The sequence below is a fragment of the Flavobacterium ammonificans genome (assembly GCF_020886115.1).
GTDB lineage: Bacteria > Bacteroidota > Bacteroidia > Flavobacteriales > Flavobacteriaceae > Flavobacterium > Flavobacterium ammonificans.
Genome location: NZ_AP025185.1, coordinates 1,035,332 through 1,056,930 on the forward strand (window position 1 = coordinate 1,035,332; position 21,599 = coordinate 1,056,930).

Here is a 21,599-nt window from a genome sequence, read left to right on the forward strand (position 1 = left end):
ATGATAAAAAGTGTTCACATAAAAAACTTTCGCTCTATTAAGGAAATTTATATTGAACCTAACTCCCTTTGTGCGATTTTAGGAGCTAACAGTGCTGGAAAAACAAATATTTTAAAAGCAATAGATTTAGTTCTAGGTGAAGGTTGGGCAACAAAAGCTAAGGTTGCAAAAGAACTATTTTACGACACAGGACAACCTATTGAAATAAGGATTGATTTTAGTGAGCACATTATTCATGAATATTTCGGCACTAATTATAAAATTCATTACATAACACTTAAAATGGAAATGATACCCGATTTTAAATGTGAAGTTAGGTTAAAGAGTAATGATTCAACCAAAGATTTTTATTTAAATGACGATTTTAAAAGAAATTGTCATTTTATATATATTCCTTCGAATAGAGATTTAAGTGGACAATTAAGAGTGAGTAATTGGACATTACTTGGTAAGCTCATGAAAGAAGTTTACCAGAACTATATTAATTTTTATCATAATGATGAACAAAAATTAAGGGAAACATTCAAAGAAATAATAAGTCCAGCTAGAGAATTTTTAGAGGATGATTTTGATGCTAATAGTTTAACTTACAAAAAATTTTCAGATTCTTTTGTAAAGAATTGTAGTATTAATTCTCTAGGATTAAGTAATGGAATGAATCCAGAATTAAACATCTATAATTTAAATTGGTTTTATAAAACTTTACAAATTACTTTAACTGAGAATCAATCAGATAAAGTTTTTGATTCAGAAGAAGTAGGTTCTGGAATGCAAAACATGATTTTAATTTCAATTTTTCAAACTTATGCCGAATTAATGGGGGGCAAAGTAATATTTGGAATTGAAGAACCAGAAATTTATTTGTATCCACAAGCACAAAGAGCATTGTATAAAAGTTTTCAGAATATATCTGAAACATCACAAATATTTTACACTTCACACAACCCAAATTTCATAGATGCTTCTCGAGCTTATGAGATAGAAATGGTTTATAAAACAGCTGAGGATGGAACTATAAATACTCAAAAAAATACACATTATATTAATATTGTTCAAGCTGATAAAGAAAGATTTAAAATTTTCACACAATTTAATACTGAAAGGAATGAAATTTTCTTTGCAAAAAAAGTAGTATTGGTTGAGGGTGATTCTGATAAAATATTTTATCAGACAATTTCTGAAAAACTTTGGGGAATTGATTTAGATAAAAATGGAGTATCTATCTTAAGTTGTGGTGGCAAAGGTGGGGTATCATACTTTACTGGTTTATGCAAAGCAATGGGTATTGAAAATTTTTTTTCAATATGGGATTCAGATGAAGAACTTGCTAAACCTCAATTACTCGAAGGAATCAAAAATGAAGACAAAGGACTTGAATTAGAACCAAATTTAGAAGCTTTTTTAAGTAAAGAACTTGGGCTTAGATTATCAAGTGAAAGTAACAATAAAGTCAAACAAGCTTTTGAAATTGCTAACGAGACAATATCAAAGGAGCAATCAGAAGAACTTTTCAAAGGGTTATTAAAATTTTTAGAGAAATAATAATGGCAAAAGGAATACATACAGAACTAACTTTTGAACAGGCAATCGAATCCAACTTGTTGGAGCACGGTGGCTATGTAAAAGGTAGTTCAACAGACTTCGATGTGCAACAGGGTTTATTTCCTAGCTACATCACTGATTTTTTGAAGCAATCACAACCGAAGGCTTGGGATAAACTAGTTACTATCCACAAGGACGAAGCTGAGAAAAAAGTAATACTACGTTTGGTCAAAGAAATTGATTTGCGTGGTGTATTGGACGTTATTCGCAAAGGATTTACTGATTATGGAGTGAAGTTCCAGATGGCATATTTCAAGCCAGAAAGCACGCTAAATCCAGAAGCAGACGAATTGTATCTTACCAATCATTTGTCAGTTACTAGACAGTTGTATTATGAGCGTGTAGGCAAGAATTCATTGGATATGGTGCTTTCGTTAAATGGATTACCAATTGCTTCCATTGAGCTTAAAAATCAGTTTTCTGGACAATCTGTAGAGAATGCCAAAAAGCAGTATGTATATGACCGTGAGCCAAACGAACCGATATTTCAATTCAAGAAAAGAACATTGGTTCACTTTGCTGTGGATACCGATGAGGCTTTCATGACAACGAAACTGGACGGAAAGAAAACAAGATACTTACCATTTAATTTAGGTTATAACAATGGAGCTGGTAACCCACCAAACCCAAATGGATATAGAACATCATATCTATGGGAACAGGTTTGGACAAAAGATAGTTTCATGGATATTATTGGCAAGTTCCTTCACCTTAGCGTGGAAGAATTTGAATTGAACGGTGTTAAAAAGAAAAAAGAAACCATCATTTTCCCACGTTTCCACCAGATGCAAGTCGTTCGTAAAGTGACATCTGATGCAAGACAAAGTGGTGCTGGAAAAAACTATTTGATTCAACACTCAGCTGGTTCTGGCAAATCTAATTCAATCGCTTGGCTATCTTATAGACTATCTAGTTTGCATGATGAGGCTAACAATAGAATCTTTGATTCGGTGATTGTAATTACTGACCGTAAGGTTTTGGATTCACAGTTGCAGAATACTATTTACCAATTCGAACACAAAGACGGTGTTGTTCAAAAAATTGATAAAGATTCAACTCAGTTGGCAAATGCCATTTCAGCTGGTTCGAATATCATTATCACAACACTTCAAAAGTTTCCTTTTATTCTGGATAAAATCGGAGAAATCCCAGCTAGAAAATATGCTGTAATCATTGATGAGGCTCATAGTTCACAAGGTGGTGAAGCTACCAAAAAAATGAAGGAAGTATTATCAGCTAAATCATTAGAAGAAGCTGAAAAGGATGAGGCTTATACAGGATTGGAAGAAGATGCAGAAGATGAAATAAGAAAGTCTATGTTAGCCAGAGGTAAACAGAACAACCTTAGCTTCTTTGCGTTCACAGCAACACCAAAACCTAAAACTGTTGAAGTATTTGGGACGATGGGTGCTCATGGAAAGCCAGAACCGTTTCACCTGTACTCGATGAAACAAGCTATCGAAGAAGGATTCATTCTCGATGTGTTAAAGAACTATACTACATATAAAACCTACTTCAAATTGTCCAAAGAAATTGAGGACGACCCGAAAGTAAATAAGAAGAAAGCATCAAGAGCCATTGGACGATTCATGTCATTGCATCCACATAACTTGGCACAGAAAACCGAAGTGATGGTGGAGCATTTCCGTCAAGTGGTTTCTAAGAAAATTGGTGGAAAAGCAAAAGCAATGGTGGTGTCAAGTTCACGTTTGCATGCAGTGAGATACAAAGAAGAATTCGACAAATACATCAAGGACAAAGGATATAACGATGTGAAAACCATTGTAGCATTTTCTGGAAAAGTAATTTACGGAAACGCTCCAGAAGGTGTGACCGAGGTTGAGCTAAATGGTTTTGCAGAAAAGGAATTACCTAGAAAGTTTGCATCGGATGAATACCAATTGTTATTGGTTGCAGATAAATACCAAACAGGATTCGACCAACCGTTGTTGCATACCATGTATGTTGATAAGAAATTATCTGGCGTTAAAGCTGTACAAACACTATCCAGATTGAACAGAATGTGTGCTGGTAAAGAGGACACATTTGTATTGGACTTTGCGAATGATACCGATGAAATATTGGAATCGTTCCAACCCTATTATGAACTAACTTCCATCAAGGAGAATTCAGACCCTAATTACCTGTATGACCTCAAAGCGGAATTGGATAAAGCAAATGTGATATGGGAAACAGAGGTGAACAATTTCTGTAATCTATATTTTAAATCGGCAAAATCGTTGACAGTTTCTGACCAAGCAAAGCTGAACGCATACATTGACCCAGCGGTAGAACGATTCAAACAGTTACCAGAAGAAAGCTCAGATAAGAACGTAATTGGCACGGAAGTTACACAAGAAGACTTCAAGAACACGATGCAGAGTTTTAACAGAACATATTCGTTTTTAACTCAGATTATGCCTTTCTCAGATGTTGACTTAGAGAAGCTATTTACTTATACTCGATTCTTGTACAAAAAACTACCAAGAACCAGCCAGAATGATAAATTCAAGTTGGGTGACGAGGTTTCTTTGGAATATTATAGACTACAAAAGATTGCAGAACATAACATCGTTATGGAAAGCCAAAGTGTTTATGAACTTGAAGGTGGTGGTCAAGCTGGATTGCGTTTAACTAAAGAAGATGAAGCTAATTTATCTGAAATCATTGAAGTTTTGAACAAGAAGTTCCAAACAGAATTTAATACAGCAGACAAGCTATTCTTTGACCAAATTGAGGAAGATATGGTGCTGGATGAAAAGTTAGCAGAACAAGCCAAAAACAACCCAATTGAGAACTTCAAATTCGGTTTCGATGACATATTCATGGATGCACTAATTAGTAGAATGGAGCAGAACCAAGATATATTCGGTAAAATGATGGATGATAAGGAATTCGGTGGATTGGTGAAAGGGTATATGTTGAAGAAGGTTTATGAGAGATTAAGTAAATAATCAAACATATTTTTGAGATTAAATAAAATCGATAAATTTTAATTAAAATCCTTTAAAGTTTTGTTCCTGAAAATCAAATAAATAACTAGTAAGAAAAATTCAGTTATCACAAAATGACTGTAAGTCCTAATATCATAGCCTTTCCCATAGGATTCTATGAGAACTAATAAAGTGAACATACTTATTATTATAAAGCTGTCTTTTCTAATAGTATAATGAAGTATATGACTAAAAATTAATTTAACTAATAAGAAAAAGTAAAACCAAACAACCCAACCAGTTACATGATGGTCATAATGTTCTAAGAAAAACCCTTGTCGATTTAAATAGTGATCTTCTTTATTAACAAATTGATTATATAACAATCTTAGACTTTTGGTGAAGTAGTAAGTCAATATCGGAATAGTAACTATATAAGTTAATATAATTAATAGAACATATTGAATTGTATTTCTTGCTACAGGAATTTTAATAATTTGAGTTGACTTTTTTTTAAGTAAGTAACGCCTAACAACAATTATTAAACTATACAAAATATAAGAAAGTAATAAGTAGCCACCCAAAGCATATTTGTAATCAAAATAATCCATATAATCATTTAATTTTTTAAGGCTTTATTTGTATTTATTAATCAATACTAAAAGATAATCAATACTTCCATTTCCGAAAAATTAACTTCAAAAAATCTATTTATTTTATCTAAATTAATAGAGCCAGCTACATTAACATCAAACCATTGAATGGAACAATTTGTATCAATACATAGATTTAGTTGGGCTTATAGTCCAAAGCAAGTAATAGCATTAGTTATTTTCTAATATCTGTAAGATTGAATCTCTACAAAATTGCTAAATTTAGTACTTTCTTTGTTGAAATATTAACATTTTAAGATTGCATCTATTTATAATATTTGATTTAATCGGTGGTTGATTTATCATTTACTTCTTTAAGCCATTCTTTTAGTTTTCCTTTAGTAACATTTTTATTTTCTTTTTCAGTAAAGTAGAGTATTCCTTTATCTTCTGACAAGATTCCAACAGATATTACATCATTTACAAAATCAATCTCAACACAAGCTTCCTCTGAACCAAAATTATGTGGAGCACCACCACTTACAAAAGCATATTCATCATCAATTATTTCTATTGGCACTTGAACTTCCATATTTTGAATAAATAAGTTATAGTTTTCTTCTCCCAAAAGTTTTAATAACTGGATTTTTAATATGCCGGTCTCAAATAAATTTTCATCAGCCAAATACTTTCCTTCAAGAGTTTTGATGTATGAATACTTTGATTCAATTTGATTTTTTTCAATTTGATTATCAAGTCGAGTTGATTCAGATATTTTATCAATTCCTTGATTATTCTGTAATGAATTTGAATCATGAGCCTTTTTAGGCTCTTTAAAACAAGAGTAAAAAACTATGCAGCCCATAAAAATTAACCCTTTTCTCATGTTATACAAATTTGAATTTGAAAGTTGAAAAGAAGATTGACATTAAAAAAAGTGTTAAAGAGATATATACTCCATAAATATAATCTTCAGTTAGTGCTTTGGTATAATAGTAACTTTTAACAGTATAGTTTTTAAATTCACCTTCTGACCAAACCATATCAGCAATAGTAAATCCGTTACCGCCAGTTTTAACCTGATTTTCAAAAAAAGTGTGAAATGTAATTTCTCTTAATTTTGTACTGTATGGAACACTTACTGTGAGAGAAGGTTTTACTCCAATTGGGTCTTCTACATCGTAATCATATTCAAATGTAAAACTTCCAAAATGTTCTAAACCAAATAAAATAATAAAGCCTATCAAAAAGGATAAGACAAAATATTTTACATCTCGTTTTTTTACTTGAATTGTTTTTTCTAACATAATAATAATTTTTACCAAGAGTTAAGTTCATCTTCAACTTCTCTCATATAGTTCAAAACTTTATTAACAGTTACGGTGTCTGAAAAGTTTATTTTATTAATTTTTTGTAAACTTTCTGTATAACCAGTAAGATATTCTCTCCTTTGATAAGTAGAAATTGATCCTGAATTGGTTAACCTTGCAACTATTCGAGCAATATCCTTGACTTTATCTTCAACTCTCAAATAATTATTCTCATATTTTGATTGCATTTGTGACTGAACACCACCAATATAACCAGCTAAATCTGTAGTTGGAATAGTATTGCCATAATTTATTCCTCTACGCTGGTTATCAGTTCTTCTGATTTCATATGTTTGAGAAATTGCAGTCGATGAGCAAATAATCATAATAACAAACAGGCATTTTTGTAATTGTTTCATTTTTAAAAATTTTTAATACAATATTAAATAAAATCTGACACATAGGCAAATTTGCCTATTTAAAATAAATGGTTTATGAGCAATTTTGAATTGTGAAAAAATCTAAAGACAAACAATTTTTAATCAAGCTAGGCATGAACCTGAAGTCACTAAGACTTCGGGCAAATTTTACACAGGAACAGTTAGCTAATGAGATTGGTGTTGAAATTTCACAAATAAGCAGAATAGAAAGAGGACTAATTGCAACTTCAGTAGTCACTTTTTATGATATCTCGATAGCACTAAACATACCTCTTAGATCTTTTTTTGATCTAAATTTAGAAGACTAGATATATTTACTATTAAATATCAGCTTGATTTCTTTAGGCATTTTGTCTTCATTATAAGAATACAGATTAAACGCATCAGCAATTATATGTTTGTACAAAACTCTAATTTGGTTGTGAAATTGACTATATTCTCTAAGTTGTTCTAAATAAGTTTTGTCCTGAACTATCAGATTGTGCTTAATAGCTAATTTTAAATCTAACTCATATAACAACTCATTAATTGTCATATTGGAAGTGTTAATCCCCAGCCAGTGAATTTCTTTAAGGATTACTTTGTATGAAGAATTACTGTCAATCCTTTTACCTTTGTGATTAATGTAAAATAAATTCTCCGGATCCATCAAAATGAAAATGATTAAATATTGAATTGGCAGAATTACTTTAAAAAAATGACTTAAACAAAATTATTTTATAATTTGGAGATTCGGTGTATGTAGTCTGACTAGATTTTTACAATACTGCTCATATTAAAATTAATCTATGTACTGAATATGATTTATATATAGTAAAAAAGATAATTTTTAATTTACATAACCCTGACTGTAACCATCCTGCCGTAAGATTGGGCTAGTAGGGAGCTGTTTTTGGATACCCCCTCCCTTTTTAAATAAGAAGCTGATTTTTTAAAAAGTTATCTAAAAAAACTTTTGAAATTTAAAGAGATCAAATAAGATGTAGAAATGGGGTTCTAGACTTTAAAAACACCCTGACAAACACCCTGTAAAATAAAAAAAACCCATAAATAGCTGTTATATTGCCAGTTATGAGTTTTTAAAGTGGTACCTCCAGGGATCGAACCAGGGACACATGGATTTTCAGTCCATTGCTCTACCATCTGAGCTAAGGTACCTTGCTTATGCGGGTGCAAATATAGAATCATTTTTAATTTATCCAAAACAAATATTAAAAAAAATCAATTCGTACCTTCGCCTTGTAAATTAAAACTATATGATTCTAACAATCGATGTTGGGAATACCCGAATTAAAGGTGCTGTTTTTGAGAACGATACCTTTGTTGAGCAATTTCAATTTGAGCCAAAAGCACTACAAAATGGTATTGAAAGTATTTTAAATAAATATCCCAGTGCCTCCGATTTGGTAGTTGCAAGTGTCGGAAATTTTGACAAAAACGACTTTTTATCCTTTTCAAATCAGATTGCAATTCACTTTGTATCGCATCACGACCCTTTCCCATTTCTGAATGCATACGCTACTCCAAATACTTTGGGGATTGATAGAATGGTTTTGGCCTCGGGCGCAACAATTCGATATCCAAATCAAAATAGATTAGTAATTGACGCTGGGACCTGTGTGACTTACGATTTCATAAGTCAAGATGATGTGTATTTGGGCGGTGCTATTTCTCCGGGTTTACGCTTACGATATCAGTCTTTAAATAGGTTTACGGCAGCTTTGCCTTTATTGGAGTCAGAATGTCCAGATTATTTTATCGGAAACTCAACGGCTAATTCAATCCACTCGGGTGTTGTAAACGGATTAGCTCATGAGATAGATGGCTTTATTGAAGAATACCGAATGCGTTACCCAAATTTTATTATAATTTTAACGGGTGGAGACGCAGAATTTTTGGCTAAACGATTAAAAAATACCATATTTGCCAATTCAAATTTTCTGTTGGAGAGTTTGAATCAAACCTTTCAATATAAAATGAAAAATGATTAAAAGAATTGTATTTAGTATTTGTCTTCTAGTTTCTGCTTATTCTGTTGCTCAAGAAGGAACAGCCTCACCGTATTCTTTTTTTGGAATCGGGGATGTTCGTTTTAAAGGAACCGTTGAAATGCGAGCTATGGCTGGAATAGGTGTAGAACAAGACAGTATCCATATTAACTTAGATAACCCTTCAAGTTTTGCTAATTTGAAACTTACCACATTTGCGTTGGGCGGTGGTTTTAATCAAACTAATTTAAAATCAGCTAAGGAGTCGGCAGCTGTTCAAAGGGTTGCGTTAGATTATTTAGCAGTTGGATTGCCTTTGGGTACTAAGGCAGGGTTAGGTTTTGGTTTAATTCCGTATTCTTCTGTTGGATACAAAATTGAATCAATTGCAACAGATGCGACGCAAAACAGTAGTCGTTTTGACGGTAAAGGTGGTCTTAACAAAGTGTTTCTAGGTTTCGGATACAAATTGCTCCCACAATTAAGTTTGGGCGCAGATGCTCATTATAATTTTGGAACAATAAACACATCCAGTTTGGAATTTTTATCTACAATTCCTGTGGGAACTAGAGAGATAAATAATGTTACCTTGACGGGTTTTAACTTCAATGTTGGTTTAATGTTTCAAACAAAGCTAACCGCTAAAACTAATTTTTATAGCAGTTTCAATTATTCGTTGGAGAGTAGTTTGAAATCAGTTAATCTAAGTTCAATTTCTACAGTTTTAATTGACGCTGAATTTAATAATTCATTAGTCGATACTTCAGACCAAATTGAAACTACCACTAATTTAACTACTCCAAGTAAAATGACTTTAGGTATTGGCTTTGGATCTTCTAAAAAATGGTTGTTAGGAACACAAATTAGTTTTAGAGATCCGGCTAATTTTGTTAATACATACAATGACTTTAATGCAGTTTCTTATGGTAAATACCAAAAAGTAAGTCTTGGAGGGTATTACATTCCAAATTATAATTCCTTTACGAGTTATGCTAAAAGAATAGTGTATAGAGGAGGGTTGAAATACGAACAAACAGGCTTAATTGTGAACTCTAAGTCGATTAATGATATAGGAGCTACAATGGGTATCGGTTTTCCTGTGTCAGGATCTTTCTCGAACATAAATTTAGGATTTGAAATTGGTAAAAGGGGAACTACATCCCAAGGTTTAATTCAAGAGAATTATGCTATTTTGAGTCTTAGTTTGTCGTTAAATGACAGATGGTTTCAGAAGAGAAAATTTGACTAAACTTAATCTCACCTACACTGTTTAATTTGTACTTATGAATAAAACCTGTCAATTTTTATTTTGTCTTTTTTTAATTTCGCTTACTGCTTGTGAGAGTAATTTTAAAGACATTCAAAAAGACAATTTTTCAGATTTTGTTCCAAGTAACAATGCTGATGAGGTTAATTTAAAATACACTGATTCAGGAAGAATTACAGGGATTTTAGTCAGTAAAAAAATGTTGGATTATGCAGTAGTTGATTTTCCATTTACTGAATTTCCTAAAGGGATTCGCGTCACTCTATTTGATAAAAATGCAAAAGAAACGGTGATTACATCAAATTATGCGGTATCGTATAAACAAACAGGAATCATTGATTTGCAAGATAAAGTTAAAATAGTTTCAACTGATGGTCAAATTCTAGAAACAGAACAATTGTATTTCGATCAAAAAAATTCTTGGTTTTTTACTGAAAGAAAATACAAATTTAGCTCTCCAAGGGGAGTTTCTAATGGACAAGGAATAGATTTCAGCAAAGATTTTAAAGTAATTAATTCACAAAGAATAACAGGCGAAGTTGACTCCGCCGATTAAACATATATAGTATGAGCTACCTTAAGTATACCCCTTATTTGTATCTAATTTTAGGAATTTATCTTATTATTGATTCCGTTATTAATTGGAATAATCCGGCTGAAAATGCCGAATTAACTTTGATTTTCGCAGCAATTGCTATTTTCTTATTTGGATTTAGAAGACGCTATGCGAAACGTTTTGAAGAGCGAAGAAACAATAGAAATCAAGAATAGTAGCAAAGCAATCATAAAGTATTTTCATAGTCTATTGTTTTTATTTGAAAAAATTAAAAAAAACTTTCAAAATAAACTACTTGTACTATAAATATTAACTAGATAATTGTATTTTCGCAAACTGAATATAAATTAATTAGAATAAAATGGCAGTTTTAGCAAAAATTAGACAACGTTCCGCATTATTAATTGGTGCAATAGCACTTGCTTTATTTGCATTTATCATTCAAGATTTGATTGGTAAAGGTGGTATCGGACAAGATACAAAAGATGTAGGAACTGTTAATGACAAAGATATTTCGTTTGAAGACTTTAGAGTTAAAGTAAGTAATGTTGAGAAAAGTGGTCAAGGAATCACATCTACCCAAGCAGCAAACCAAGTTTGGGATCAAGAAGTTTCTATTGCTTTGTTAACTTCAGAGTTTGAAAAATTAGGATTAAGAGCTGGTGAGAAACACTTAATTGAAGTGTTGAAGGCCGATCAAAATATTGGAGGTAATCCTTTGTTTTTAAATGCAGCAGGATTATTTGATTTGGCAAAATTTAAAGAATATTTTAAAGCAAATCCAGAGCAAGCTCAATTTTTACAAGAGAGAGAAAAGTCAGCTGAATTAAATGCTAAATTCCAAATGTATAGCACTTTGGTGAAAGCTAGTTTATATACTACTGAAGCTGAAGGGAAATTGAAATACGAAATGGAAGCAAATAAAGTAAATTTTGCTTACGTTGCAGGATTATATTCTACTATTAAGGACAGTGAAGTTAAAGTAACTGATGCTGAAATTGTAGATTTCATGAAGAAAAATGAGAAAAAATACAAAGCTGATCCATCAAGAGAGATTGAGTATGTTTTGTTAGAAGATAAAGCATCGGCGCAAGATGAAGCTGATGTTAAAGCTAAAATAACAGCATTATTGGCTGGTAGCGTAGTTTACAACTCAAAAACCGGAAAAAATGATACAGTAGCTGGTTTTAGAACTGCTGCTAACGCAATAGATTTTGTAAATTCAAATTCAGATGTACCTTACGATTCTACTTATGTAGCTAAGAAAGACTTGCCTGCAGTTGATGCAGATCAGTTATTCAACTTGGCTCCTGGATCTGTTTACGGGCCGTACAAATTTGGAAATTACTATTGTCTTTCTAAATCTTTTGGAAAAAGAGCCGGTGTAAATGCTAAAGCAAGTCATATCTTGATTAGCTATGAAGGAACTCAAGTGCCAAACAAGAGAGAGAAAAGAACAAAAGAGCAAGCCTTAGCAAAAGCACAAGCTGTTTTAGCTCAAGTAAATGCAAATCCAGATAGTTTTATGATGTTAGCATTTTCTAACTCAGATGATTCTTCTGCACAACAAGGTGGTGATTTAGGATATTTTGGTCCTAACCAAATGGTTAAACCATTCAATGATTTCGTTTTTGGAAATGCGATTGGAAAAGTTGGTTTAGTTGAAACTCCTTTCGGTTTTCATATTATCAGAATTACAGATAAACAAGATGGTGTGCGTTTAGCTACAGTAGCTCAGAAAATACAGCCTTCTGAAGCAACTTCAGACAAAATCTTTACACAAGCTACACAATTTGAAATGGATGCGGCTAACAAAGACTTTGCTAAATTAGCGAAAGACATGAAATTAACGATTGCTTCTCCTGTTACAGTAACTGGTATGGAAGAAAATTTTGCTTCTTTAGGAAACCAAAGAGCTATCGTGAGATGGGCGTTTGAAGAAGGTTCTAAAGTGGGTTCAATTAAGCGTTTTGAGTTGGCTAATATTGGTCACGTAATTGCAAGAGTAAAATCAATTGACGATTCAGGTTTAGCGCCTGTAACTCAAGTTAGATCTTATGTAGAGCCAATTCTTAAAAACAAGAAAAAAGCAGAGTTAATCAAAGCGAAGATGACAGGTTCTTCTTTAGAGGCAATTGCAAAAGCAAATAAAACTAAAGTAGAACAAGCAGCCAATATTACAATGGAAAATCCAGTATTCGGTTTAGTAGGAGCAGAGCCTAAAGTGGTTGGAACTGCTTTTGCCTTAACTGCTAATAAAGTGTCTGCGCCAATTGAAGGTGCAACTGGTGTGTATGTTGTTAAAAATGTAAGTACTGTAAAAGCACCTGCTTTAAAGAACCACTCAGCTTATGTAGCTAAATTAAAACAACAAACTGCTGGTGATGCAGGAAGAATTCTTCCAGCGTTGAAAGCGAATGCTACAATTGAAGACAACAGAAGTAAGTTTAATTACTAAGTTGTACATTATATATAAAAAAAGCCAAGACATTGTCTTGGCTTTTTTTGTTGGTTATATTTTGAGAAATTATACTATCATTTCTTGATAAGGAATCACCGTTTCATATCCTTTAGCAACAAAATAAGACTTTGGGTTTTCTTTTGAAACTACTAAAACAAAATCACCACCCCAAGCGCCTAAACTTTTTACGGCACCGTCAAATTCAGGGAACAAAGCATTTTTCACCGTTTCTGTATTTAAAAGCGCACTTAAAAGAGTTTCGTGTTGGTTAATTATCTGTGTAAATACTTCTAAGTTGTCAGCATCTATAATAGACTGGGTTATTTTGTCAATCGTTGCAATATAGTCTGTTAATTGATTTGTTTTATTAGAATGGTATTCTGCTATTGCCGATTTACTATTGCGTTTTTTGTTCAAATACACAAAATAGAGGTTTTTAGCGAATTCAGGCTCAAAAACTACTTGTGCTATCTTGGGTTTCCCATTTGCAATAGAGTAGGTAATAGGGGTGTTGTTTTGCGCACAAGCAATATCATAGCCGCTGCCGCCAAAACTTTGATGTAGCAATTCAAAAGCGTCTATTTGAAACCATTGCGCAATATTATTAATTAAGGTGGACGATGTGCCTAATCCCCAATTTCTTGGAAAACTTAATTGTGTGGTAACTGCAAGCCCTTCTGAATTAGAAAACACATTGGAATTCATAGTATTAGCCACTTGCAATATTTTGATGAGCGTTGCTTTTACTGATTCAGTAGTAGTGGTGTTATCTTGAATTTCTTGAAATGAAAGAAATTCTTCAAACCAAATACTTCCATCGGCATCATAACTTTTCCAATGAATACTTTTTGTTTGTGTTTCTTCTACAATGAGATTTTGTCCCATTTTGGTAGGCAATGCCAATCCTTTGGCACCATCCAAAATAAGGTATTCCCCTGAAATTAATAATTTGCCGTTACTGTAGAAGGTCTTTTGCATTCTAATTAGTTTCTCAATTGTTTCATCAATTCAACAACTGCACTGTGCGAAACGGTTTGGTGTTTAAAGTGTTTTTGAACAGCGATACGTTCCTCTTCTGTTGCGTCGAATTGATTCAAAATATTATTCAAATGCATTTTCATATGTCCGTCTTGAATTCCTGTTGTGGTTAAAGAACGCAAAGCAGCAAAGTTTTGAGCCAGACCTGCAACGGCAACAATTTGCATCAATTCTTGAGCAGATGGTTTTTCCAGCATTTCCAAAGCTAATTTTACCAAAGGATGTAAACTTGTCAAACCACCAACGGTTCCTAAAGCCAATGGAATTTCCAGCCAAAAACTAAAAATGCCATTTTCTATTTTAGCATGAGATAAACTCGAATATTGACCGTTGCGTGAAGCATAAGCGTGAATTCCAGCTTCTACGGCTCTAAAATCATTTCCAGTTGCCAATACCACTGCATCAACGCCATTCATAATCCCTTTGTTATGCGTAACGGCTCGGAAAGGTTCTACTTCGGCAATGCGAACAGCCAGCACAAATTTCTCGGCAAACTCCTGCGGATTCGGGATGTGTTTTTCTTCTAAGTCGGCAATAGGACACGAAACTTCTGCGCGAACTATGCAATTGGGAACATAATTCGACAAAATGCTCATGACAACTTGTATGTCTTTTTCTGTTTCAGAGAACAATTCGTATTGGCTTGCTTTTTCTTTTAAGGTTTTGGCAAATTGTTCTAAACACGAGTTGATGAAATTGGCGCCCATACTATCCTTAGTCTCAAAACTTACATGAAGTTGATAGTAATTCGGAATTAAATCGGTTTTGTCTTTTAAAATAATATCCAAGATTCCGCCGCCACGCGCTTGCATGTTTTTAGTAATGCTTTCGGTTTCAGTAAAGAAATTAGCTTTGATTTTGGAAAAGAAAGTATGTAATTTTTCAGTATCTCCTTTGAAAATGAAATGGACTTGCCCAATTTTTTCGGTGTCAATTACTGTAGCCGTAAATCCGCCACGAGTGGACCAAAATTTAGCTGCTTTAGAAGCCGCTGCCACTACCGAACTTTCTTCAATAGCCATCGGAATGGTTTTGTACTTTCCGTTAATTAGAAAATTAGGCGCAACGCCTAAAGGGATATAGAAATTTGAAATCGTATTTTCGATGAATTCGTCATGCAGTTTCTGGATTTTTTCGTCTGAATTCCAATAATTTTTCAATAATTGAATGGCAGATTCAGGAGTTGAAAAATAGGTTTGGGCAATCCAGACTATTTTTTCTTCTTTGGATAATTTTGAAAATCCGCTTACGGCTTGATTCATTCTCAGTAGATTAAAATGATTTTGTTGCAAAGATACACTTTTCAACCTTTTCAGTTATAACTTGATAACTTCAAATAAAATGAGCAAGTGTAATTGCTTTAACATTTAACAACACAAATGTGAAATAATTGTAAAATTTTCACTAAAATTGGGGTCTATTAAAAACCGATTTTTTATGAAATTAAGTTTATCCTCTATTTTATTTTTTGTACTCACGCTATCTGTTTATAGCCAACAAAAAATCACTGTTGAAGAAATTTATTCTGGAGCTTTTAGAACCAAAGGAATGGATGAATTACAGTCCATGAAAAACACCAATCAATATACTGTTTTAAATTTTGACGCCGCTTCAAGAAGCATGCAAATTGATTTGTTCGATTTTGCTACATTAAAAAAAGTAAGTACGTTAATTGATACAAAAAATCATTCCGTATTAGCGGATGGAATTGACAGCTATACATTCTCACCAGATGAGAAATTGGTTTTGATAGCTAATAATACGAATCAAATTTTCCGTCATTCTTTTACAGCTGATTATTATTTGTATGATATCAATTCTAAAAAGGTATCTAAATTATTTGATTTCCAAGTGCAAGAGCCTACCTTTTCGCCAGACGGGAAAAAGATAGCTTTTGCGAGAGAAAATAATTTATATGTATATGATATTACAACTAAGGAAATAGTTGCATTAACCAATGATGGTAAAAAGAATAGCATCATTAACGGAATTACTGACTGGGTGTATGAAGAAGAATTTGCTTTTGTTCGTGCCTTTGATTGGAGTAAAGACAGTAAAAAAGTAGCTTTTATTCGTTTTGATGAAAGTCAGGTTCCAGAATTCTCAATGTCTATTTTTAAAAAGGATTTGTACCCAACAGTAGAAACATTCAAATACCCTAAAGCGGGAGAAAAAAATTCAGAAGTGTCTTTACATATTTATGATGTAACCTCAAAAGGAACACAAAAAGTGAATTTATCTCAGTACTCTGATTTTTATATAGCTAGAATGCAATGGACAAATGAGGCGAACGTACTTTCGGCTCAGGTCTTGAATCGTCATCAAGATAATTTGGATTTGTTGTTTGTTGATGGAAATTCAGGTGCTACCAAAGTAGTATTAAATGAAAAAGACAAAGCGTATGTGGATGTAACCGATAACTTGACTTTTTTGAAAGATAATAGCTTTATTTGGACAAGTGAAAAAGATGGTTTCAACCATATTTACTTGTATGATAAAACAGGAAAATTAAAAAATCAAGTAACCAAAGGCAATTGGGAAGTGACCAATTATTATGGTTTTGACGAAAAAAATAATACAGTTTTCTACCAATCTGTTGAAAACGGGTCAATAAATAGAGATGTGTATAGCATTAGCTTGAATGGGAAAAACAAAGTACGTTTGTCCAAATCTACTGGAACAAACGCGGCTACTTTCAGTCCGAATTTCCAGTATTTTATCAATACGTTTTCAAGTGCAACTCAACCTACTACCTATACTTTGAACGAAGCTAAAAAAGGAGTTCAAGTGCAAGTGATTGAAAATAACGAAGCATTGGCATCTAAATTAAAAGGCTACAATTTGCCAGCTAAAGAATTCTTTGTGTTAAAAACAGCAAAAGGGAACGAACTGAATGCTTGGATTTTGAAACCAAAAGATTTTGACCCAACTAAAAAATATCCCGTTTTTATGTACCAATATTCTGGTCCAGGATCACAACAAGTAAATAATGATTGGAATTCAAATGATGATTATTGGTTTCAAATGTTAGCGCAACAAGGTTATATCATAGCCTGTGTGGACGGGCGTGGAACAGGTTTCAAAGGAGCTGCCTTCAAAAAAGTAACTCAAAAAGAATTGGGTAAATACGAAGTAGAAGATCAAATTGATGCGGCTAAAGTAATTGGTAATTATCCTTTTGTAGATAAAAGCAGAATTGGAATTTGGGGTTGGAGTTATGGAGGATTCATGGCGTCCAATTGTCTTTTGAAAGGCGCAGATGTATTTAAAATGGCTATTGCAGTGGCTCCGGTAACCAACTGGCGTTTTTATGATAGTATTTACACAGAACGTTATATGCAAACGCCACAAGAAAATGCAAGTGGATATGACGAAAATTCACCTATCAATCACGTGAATAAGTTAAAAGGGAAATATTTATTGATTCACGGATCTGGTGATGACAATGTACATGTTCAAAATTCTATGCAAATGATGGAAGCTTTGATTCAAGCTAACAAGCAGTTTGATTCGGAAATTTACCCAGATAAAAACCATGGTATTTATGGTGGTAAAACGAGAATTCAATTGTTTACTAAAATGACTAATTTCATCAAAGAAAATTTATAATATGACAAATACAAGTTTGCAACAAGAAACCATTTTTGGACATCCAAAAGGGTTATTTATTTTATTTTTCACCGAAATGTGGGAACGGTTTTCTTTCTATGGAATGAAGGCTTTATTAATATTCTATCTAACAAAGTACCATCTTTTTTCAGATGATTCAGGAAATTTATTAATTGGAAGCTATGCTGCTTTAGTGTATGCTGTTCCTGTTATTGGCGGTTTTATTGCTGACAAGTATTTAGGGTTTAGAAAGGCAATTATTTTTGGTGGTATTATGTTAGTCTTAGGTCATTTAGGAATGGCTTATGAAGGGAATGCTGCTACGCAATCCATGACGGGTGAAATTGTTCGGGATAATTTTGCTTTACAAGTTTTTTACTTTTCATTGTCCTTAATCATTGTAGGAGTTGGCTTTTTGAAAGCTAATATTTCTTCTTTAGTGGGGGAATTGTATGTTAAAGGAGATGCACGAAGAGATTCTGGATTTACCATTTTTTATATGGGAATTAATTTAGGTTCTTTCTTTGCTACAATTATTTGTGCTTGGTTAGGAGAAAATTACGGATGGAGTTATGGTTTTGCTGCAGCTGGAGTTGGAATGTTTTTAGGACTAATCACTTTTATTTCAGGGAAACGATTTTTAGAAGGCAAAGGAGAATCTCTGGTTCCTGAATTACTAGCTAAAACTTCTTTTGGTATTAAGAATGAATGGTTAATTTATGGCGCTAGTGCTTTATCAGCTTTCTTTTTTTGGCAAATGGTTCAAAGTCACGAAGCGGTTTCATGGATTTTAAAAATCGCAGGTGGTTTGTCCTTTTTGTATATCGTGTATTTTGCAGCAACTCAACTTTCAGGAAAAGAGAGAGATCAATTAATTGCATTGACGATTTTAATTGTTTTTACCATTGTTTTTTGGGCTTTATTTGAACAGGCATATACTTCTTTGAATTTATTTGCAGACAGAATTTTGGACAGAAATGTACTTGGTTTTGAACTTACTGCTGGACAATTCTTAAGTTTTAACGCTTTGTTCATTATTCTTTTAGCGCCAGTTTTTGCTTGGCTTTGGGTTAAATTAGGGAAATACAATCCCAATACTGCCGTAAAGTTTTCTATTGCATTAATTCTTGTAGGATTAGGTTTTGGTTCCTTAGTTTTAGGAATCAATTTGTCAGATACAGGAAAAGTGGCTGCATTTTGGTTAATCTTAACCTATTTATTACATACTTGTGGTGAGTTGAGCTTGTCTCCTGTTGGTTTATCCGCAGTAACGAAGCTTTCGCCAGTGAAGATCGTAGGATTTATGATGGGAGTTTGGTTTTTGGCTACGGCGAGTTCTGAGTTTATTGCTTCTGTTTTGGCAAATATTGCCTCTATCGATACTTCAAATGGTTTAGCTCCAGATTTGAATTTGGCTAAACAGAGTTACCTGAAATTATTTGAATACCTTTTCTATACAGGAATTGGTTTTGGATTACTTTTATTGATATTATCTCCTGTAATTAAAAAGTTAATGCATGGAGTTGATAAAGAACTAAACAATTAATATTATGACTGAAAATTCAACTGATCAATTTTTTAAGAGTACCGTTTTAGGACATCCTGCTGGACTTTTTGTACTATTTTTTACCGAAATGTGGGAACGTTTTTCGTTTTACGGAATGCGCGCTTTACTTGTCATGTTTTTTACATCAACAGTGGCTAATGGCGGTTGGGATTGGACTAGGGAACAAGCGATGGCAATCTTTGGATCGTATGTAGGTTTAGTTTATTTGTCTACTATGCTTGGTGGTTATTTTGCAGATAAAATAATTGGGTATCGATGGGCAGTAGTTATAGGTGCTTTATTAATGACCTTAGGGCACGGCTCTATGGCATTGGAAACTCCTTTCTTCATCTATTTAGGATTAATTTTATTGGTTTTTGGTAATGGATTCTTTAAACCTAATATGGTTTCCATCGTTTCAGAAATGTATAAAGATCGTCCTGAGAAAAAAGATGGCGCTTATACCATATTTTATATGGGTGTAAATTCAGGAGCCTTTTTCGGTATCGTTTTATGTGGTTATCTTGGAGAGCAAGTAGGATGGAATTGGGGATTTGGTTTGGCTGGAATTTTTATGCTCTTCGGATTAATTCAATTTTGGCTTTCTCGAAATATCTTTGGGGATATCGGTTTGAAACCAGTGAAAAAAGAAGTGGCATTGACAGATGAAAATAATGACACTCTTAATCCTTTTTCAATTTGGCAATTGGCTTTAATTGGCATTATGATCGTATTAGGTTTGGTGTGGATTATTTTTGAACCTGCTAAAATTATTACAGATGGAGGAGTAGATCTATTCAATTTTGAAGTAATGGGTTTAACAGGAAATAATTTCACCATTCTTTTAGCGGTAGTCTTATTTTTATTTCTTTTAACCTATCGTTTGTTGACCTATTCTCAGATTACCAAAGAGAAAATGATTGCGGTTACTTTTTTTGCTTTCTTAACTATTTTCTTCTGGGCTATTTTTGAGCAATCTCCGGGGACCTTAACGATTTTTGCTAATGATTACACGAATCGTATTTTAGAGGGCAACGCAGGTACTATTTTTATGATTGTAAATGCAGCTATTACTTTAGTTCCTCTAGGAATTATTACTTGGGTTTTATTTCTATTATTTAAGCAAACTTTTGCAAAGTATGCAATGGCTAACATTGTTTTGGCTATAAGTTTTATCATTATTTGGGGAATTGCATTTTGGATGTTGAATGATCAGTTTTCTGGGGAGACACTGGAAGTGCCTGCTTCATGGTTCGCCTCTTTAAATTCGCTTTACATTATCACTTTGGCACCTTTATTCTCTAAATGGTGGGAGAGTAAATACAATCCTTCGGCTAATATGAAATATGCAATCGGAATGTCTTTTTTGGCAATCGGAATGATATGTGTTGCTATTGGATCGGACGGAATTGTACCAGGCGCAAAAACGGCATCAGTAAGTATGATTTATCTTATTTTAGTGTATCTTTTTATTACTATGGCTGAATTGTGTATTTCGCCAGTTGGTTTGTCGTATGTGAGTAAATTAGTGCCAGCTAGAATGATTGGAATGATGTTTGGAATTTGGTATTTAGCTGTTGCGATTGGAATGAAAGGTGCGGCTAAATTTGGAGAAAATATTGACAAAATTGCCGATGAAAAAGGCTTGAGTTATTTCTTTTGGATGTTAGCAATTGTATCTTTGGCAGTAGCTTTTATTTCTTTAGTTATGTCACCGATTATTAAAAAGTTAATGCACGGGGTACGATAAAAAAATTATAGTATTTTTGTAAATAAAATTAGCAATAAAATGAAAAAAATAATTATCACTATACTTTTTGTTTTAGGTTCTGTTTCTCTACAGGCACAAGAATTGTATTGGGAAACCAATGTTACTAAAGCTATCGAAGTTTCTAAAAAGACCAATAAACCTATGCTCTTATTTTTTACAGGGAGCGATTGGTGTGGATGGTGCATTCGTTTGCAAAAAGAAGTCTTGAAAACACCTGAATTTGCTACTTGGGCAAAACAAAATGTGGTTTTAGTTGAATTGGATTATCCAAGAGCAAAAGCTCAAACCAATGAAATCAAACAACAGAATGCACAATTGCAACAAATATTTGGTATTCAAGGCTATCCAACGGTTCATTTTGCAACCGTTACTGAAACTAAAGGGAAAGTTAACTTTCAATCTTTAGGAAATACTGGTTATTTAGCAGGAGGCCCAACAGCTTGGTTAGGTGTTGCAAATGGTTTTTTGAAGAAGAAGTAAAAATG

17 protein-coding genes and 1 tRNA gene are annotated in these 21,599 nt (G+C 33.1%); 12 read left to right on the plus strand and 6 right to left on the minus strand.

Features of this window, described 5'->3' with window-relative positions:
- Window positions 1–1,542: an ATP-dependent nuclease gene (locus LPC20_RS04385; RefSeq protein WP_229326841.1), complete on the plus strand. Its 1,542-nt coding sequence runs from the start codon at window positions 1–3 to the stop codon at window positions 1,540–1,542.
- Between the two features lie 2 nt (window positions 1,543–1,544).
- On the plus strand, window positions 1,545–4,556 hold the full coding sequence (locus LPC20_RS04390; RefSeq protein ID WP_229326843.1) for a type I restriction endonuclease subunit R: 3,012 nt from the start codon (window positions 1,545–1,547) through the stop codon (window positions 4,554–4,556).
- A gap of 915 nt (window positions 4,557–5,471) precedes the next feature.
- On the opposite strand, the gene LPC20_RS04395 is transcribed toward LPC20_RS04390, so the two are convergent.
- Genes LPC20_RS04395 through LPC20_RS04405 form a run of 3 tightly spaced genes read right to left on the minus strand, consistent with a single transcriptional unit; the run spans window position 5,472 to window position 6,857 of the window.
- Window positions 5,472–6,014 (minus strand): hypothetical protein, encoded by a 543-nt coding sequence (locus tag LPC20_RS04395; protein WP_229326844.1) that lies wholly within the window; start codon window positions 6,012–6,014, stop codon window positions 5,472–5,474.
- A 1-nt stretch (window position 6,015) separates the two neighbouring features.
- Window positions 6,016–6,435 (minus strand): hypothetical protein, encoded by a 420-nt coding sequence (locus LPC20_RS04400; protein ID WP_229326846.1) that lies wholly within the window; start codon window positions 6,433–6,435, stop codon window positions 6,016–6,018.
- 11 nt (window positions 6,436–6,446) lie between these two features.
- The gene (locus LPC20_RS04405) at window positions 6,447–6,857 is read right to left on the minus strand and encodes a hypothetical protein (protein WP_229326848.1); all 411 of its coding nucleotides are present in this window, start codon (window positions 6,855–6,857) and stop codon (window positions 6,447–6,449) included.
- Between the two features lie 134 nt (window positions 6,858–6,991).
- Here LPC20_RS04405 and LPC20_RS10750 point away from each other — a divergent pair, with 134 nt between their 5' ends.
- Complete coding sequence (locus tag LPC20_RS10750) at window positions 6,992–7,186, plus strand: helix-turn-helix domain-containing protein (protein ID WP_420827834.1); 195 nt, start codon at window positions 6,992–6,994, stop codon at window positions 7,184–7,186.
- 777 nt (window positions 7,187–7,963) lie between these two features.
- Here LPC20_RS10750 and LPC20_RS04410 read toward each other — a convergent pair.
- Window positions 7,964–8,036, minus strand: a tRNA-Phe gene (locus LPC20_RS04410).
- Window positions 8,037–8,134: 98 nt separating this feature from the next.
- On the opposite strand from LPC20_RS04410, the gene LPC20_RS04415 reads away from it, so the two are divergent.
- From LPC20_RS04415 to LPC20_RS04435, 5 genes are all read left to right on the plus strand, one after another.
- On the plus strand, window positions 8,135–8,869 hold the full coding sequence (locus LPC20_RS04415) for a type III pantothenate kinase (RefSeq protein ID WP_229326850.1): 735 nt from the start codon (window positions 8,135–8,137) through the stop codon (window positions 8,867–8,869).
- The gene (gene bamG / locus LPC20_RS04420) at window positions 8,862–10,115 is read left to right on the plus strand and encodes a BamG family beta-barrel-assembly machinery protein (protein WP_229326852.1); all 1,254 of its coding nucleotides are present in this window, start codon (window positions 8,862–8,864) and stop codon (window positions 10,113–10,115) included. The genes LPC20_RS04415 and bamG overlap by 8 nt, the downstream gene beginning before the upstream one ends.
- A 34-nt stretch (window positions 10,116–10,149) precedes the next feature.
- Entirely contained in the window at window positions 10,150–10,689 is a 540-nt protein-coding gene (gene lptC, locus LPC20_RS04425) for an LPS export ABC transporter periplasmic protein LptC (RefSeq protein WP_229326854.1), read from the plus strand.
- An 11-nt stretch (window positions 10,690–10,700) separates the two neighbouring features.
- Window positions 10,701–10,904, plus strand: a complete 204-nt coding sequence (locus LPC20_RS04430) for a hypothetical protein (protein WP_229326856.1) — start codon at window positions 10,701–10,703, stop codon at window positions 10,902–10,904.
- A gap of 146 nt (window positions 10,905–11,050) precedes the next feature.
- The gene (locus LPC20_RS04435; RefSeq protein ID WP_229326859.1) at window positions 11,051–13,147 is read left to right on the plus strand and encodes a peptidylprolyl isomerase; all 2,097 of its coding nucleotides are present in this window, start codon (window positions 11,051–11,053) and stop codon (window positions 13,145–13,147) included.
- Window positions 13,148–13,216: 69 nt separating this feature from the next.
- Here the strand turns inward: LPC20_RS04435 and LPC20_RS04440 are convergent, their stop codons facing one another.
- Together LPC20_RS04440 and LPC20_RS04445 are read right to left on the minus strand one after the other, a co-directional pair.
- Window positions 13,217–14,128, minus strand: a complete 912-nt coding sequence (locus LPC20_RS04440; protein WP_229326861.1) for a GYDIA family GHMP kinase — start codon at window positions 14,126–14,128, stop codon at window positions 13,217–13,219.
- A gap of 5 nt (window positions 14,129–14,133) precedes the next feature.
- Window positions 14,134–15,450, minus strand: coding sequence for a hydroxymethylglutaryl-CoA reductase, degradative (locus tag LPC20_RS04445; protein ID WP_229326863.1), 1,317 nt, complete (start codon window positions 15,448–15,450; stop codon window positions 14,134–14,136).
- A gap of 175 nt (window positions 15,451–15,625) precedes the next feature.
- On the opposite strand from LPC20_RS04445, the gene LPC20_RS04450 reads away from it, so the two are divergent.
- From LPC20_RS04450 to LPC20_RS04465, 4 genes are read left to right on the plus strand one after another with little or no spacing between them, the layout of a single operon-like run.
- On the plus strand, window positions 15,626–17,797 hold the full coding sequence (locus LPC20_RS04450) for a S9 family peptidase (protein WP_229326865.1): 2,172 nt from the start codon (window positions 15,626–15,628) through the stop codon (window positions 17,795–17,797).
- A gap of 1 nt (window position 17,798) precedes the next feature.
- The gene (locus tag LPC20_RS04455; protein ID WP_229326867.1) at window positions 17,799–19,343 is read left to right on the plus strand and encodes a peptide MFS transporter; all 1,545 of its coding nucleotides are present in this window, start codon (window positions 17,799–17,801) and stop codon (window positions 19,341–19,343) included.
- Window positions 19,344–19,347: 4 nt separating this feature from the next.
- The gene (locus tag LPC20_RS04460; protein WP_229326869.1) at window positions 19,348–21,093 is read left to right on the plus strand and encodes a peptide MFS transporter; all 1,746 of its coding nucleotides are present in this window, start codon (window positions 19,348–19,350) and stop codon (window positions 21,091–21,093) included.
- Window positions 21,094–21,132: 39 nt separating this feature from the next.
- Window positions 21,133–21,594 (plus strand): thioredoxin family protein, encoded by a 462-nt coding sequence (locus LPC20_RS04465; RefSeq protein WP_229326871.1) that lies wholly within the window; start codon window positions 21,133–21,135, stop codon window positions 21,592–21,594.
- Window positions 21,595–21,599: the final 5 nt, after the last annotated feature.

Bases quoted from the DNA above. Each gene is read 5' to 3' on its own strand.
- LPC20_RS04385 (WP_229326841.1), top strand. From the start codon at position 1: ATGATAAAAAGTGTTCACATAAAAAACTTTCGCTCTATTAAGGAAATT.
- LPC20_RS04390 (WP_229326843.1), top strand. From the start codon at position 1,545: ATGGCAAAAGGAATACATACAGAACTAACTTTTGAACAGGCAATCGAA.
- LPC20_RS04395 (WP_229326844.1), bottom strand. From the start codon at position 6,014: ATGAGAAAAGGGTTAATTTTTATGGGCTGCATAGTTTTTTACTCTTGT.
- LPC20_RS04400 (WP_229326846.1), bottom strand. From the start codon at position 6,435: ATGTTAGAAAAAACAATTCAAGTAAAAAAACGAGATGTAAAATATTTT.
- LPC20_RS04405 (WP_229326848.1), bottom strand. From the start codon at position 6,857: ATGAAACAATTACAAAAATGCCTGTTTGTTATTATGATTATTTGCTCA.
- LPC20_RS10750 (WP_420827834.1), top strand. From the start codon at position 6,992: ATGAACCTGAAGTCACTAAGACTTCGGGCAAATTTTACACAGGAACAG.
- LPC20_RS04415 (WP_229326850.1), top strand. From the start codon at position 8,135: ATGATTCTAACAATCGATGTTGGGAATACCCGAATTAAAGGTGCTGTT.
- bamG (WP_229326852.1), top strand. From the start codon at position 8,862: ATGATTAAAAGAATTGTATTTAGTATTTGTCTTCTAGTTTCTGCTTAT.
- lptC (WP_229326854.1), top strand. From the start codon at position 10,150: ATGAATAAAACCTGTCAATTTTTATTTTGTCTTTTTTTAATTTCGCTT.
- LPC20_RS04430 (WP_229326856.1), top strand. From the start codon at position 10,701: ATGAGCTACCTTAAGTATACCCCTTATTTGTATCTAATTTTAGGAATT.
- LPC20_RS04435 (WP_229326859.1), top strand. From the start codon at position 11,051: ATGGCAGTTTTAGCAAAAATTAGACAACGTTCCGCATTATTAATTGGT.
- LPC20_RS04440 (WP_229326861.1), bottom strand. From the start codon at position 14,128: ATGCAAAAGACCTTCTACAGTAACGGCAAATTATTAATTTCAGGGGAA.
- LPC20_RS04445 (WP_229326863.1), bottom strand. From the start codon at position 15,450: ATGAATCAAGCCGTAAGCGGATTTTCAAAATTATCCAAAGAAGAAAAA.
- LPC20_RS04450 (WP_229326865.1), top strand. From the start codon at position 15,626: ATGAAATTAAGTTTATCCTCTATTTTATTTTTTGTACTCACGCTATCT.
- LPC20_RS04455 (WP_229326867.1), top strand. From the start codon at position 17,799: ATGACAAATACAAGTTTGCAACAAGAAACCATTTTTGGACATCCAAAA.
- LPC20_RS04460 (WP_229326869.1), top strand. From the start codon at position 19,348: ATGACTGAAAATTCAACTGATCAATTTTTTAAGAGTACCGTTTTAGGA.
- LPC20_RS04465 (WP_229326871.1), top strand. From the start codon at position 21,133: ATGAAAAAAATAATTATCACTATACTTTTTGTTTTAGGTTCTGTTTCT.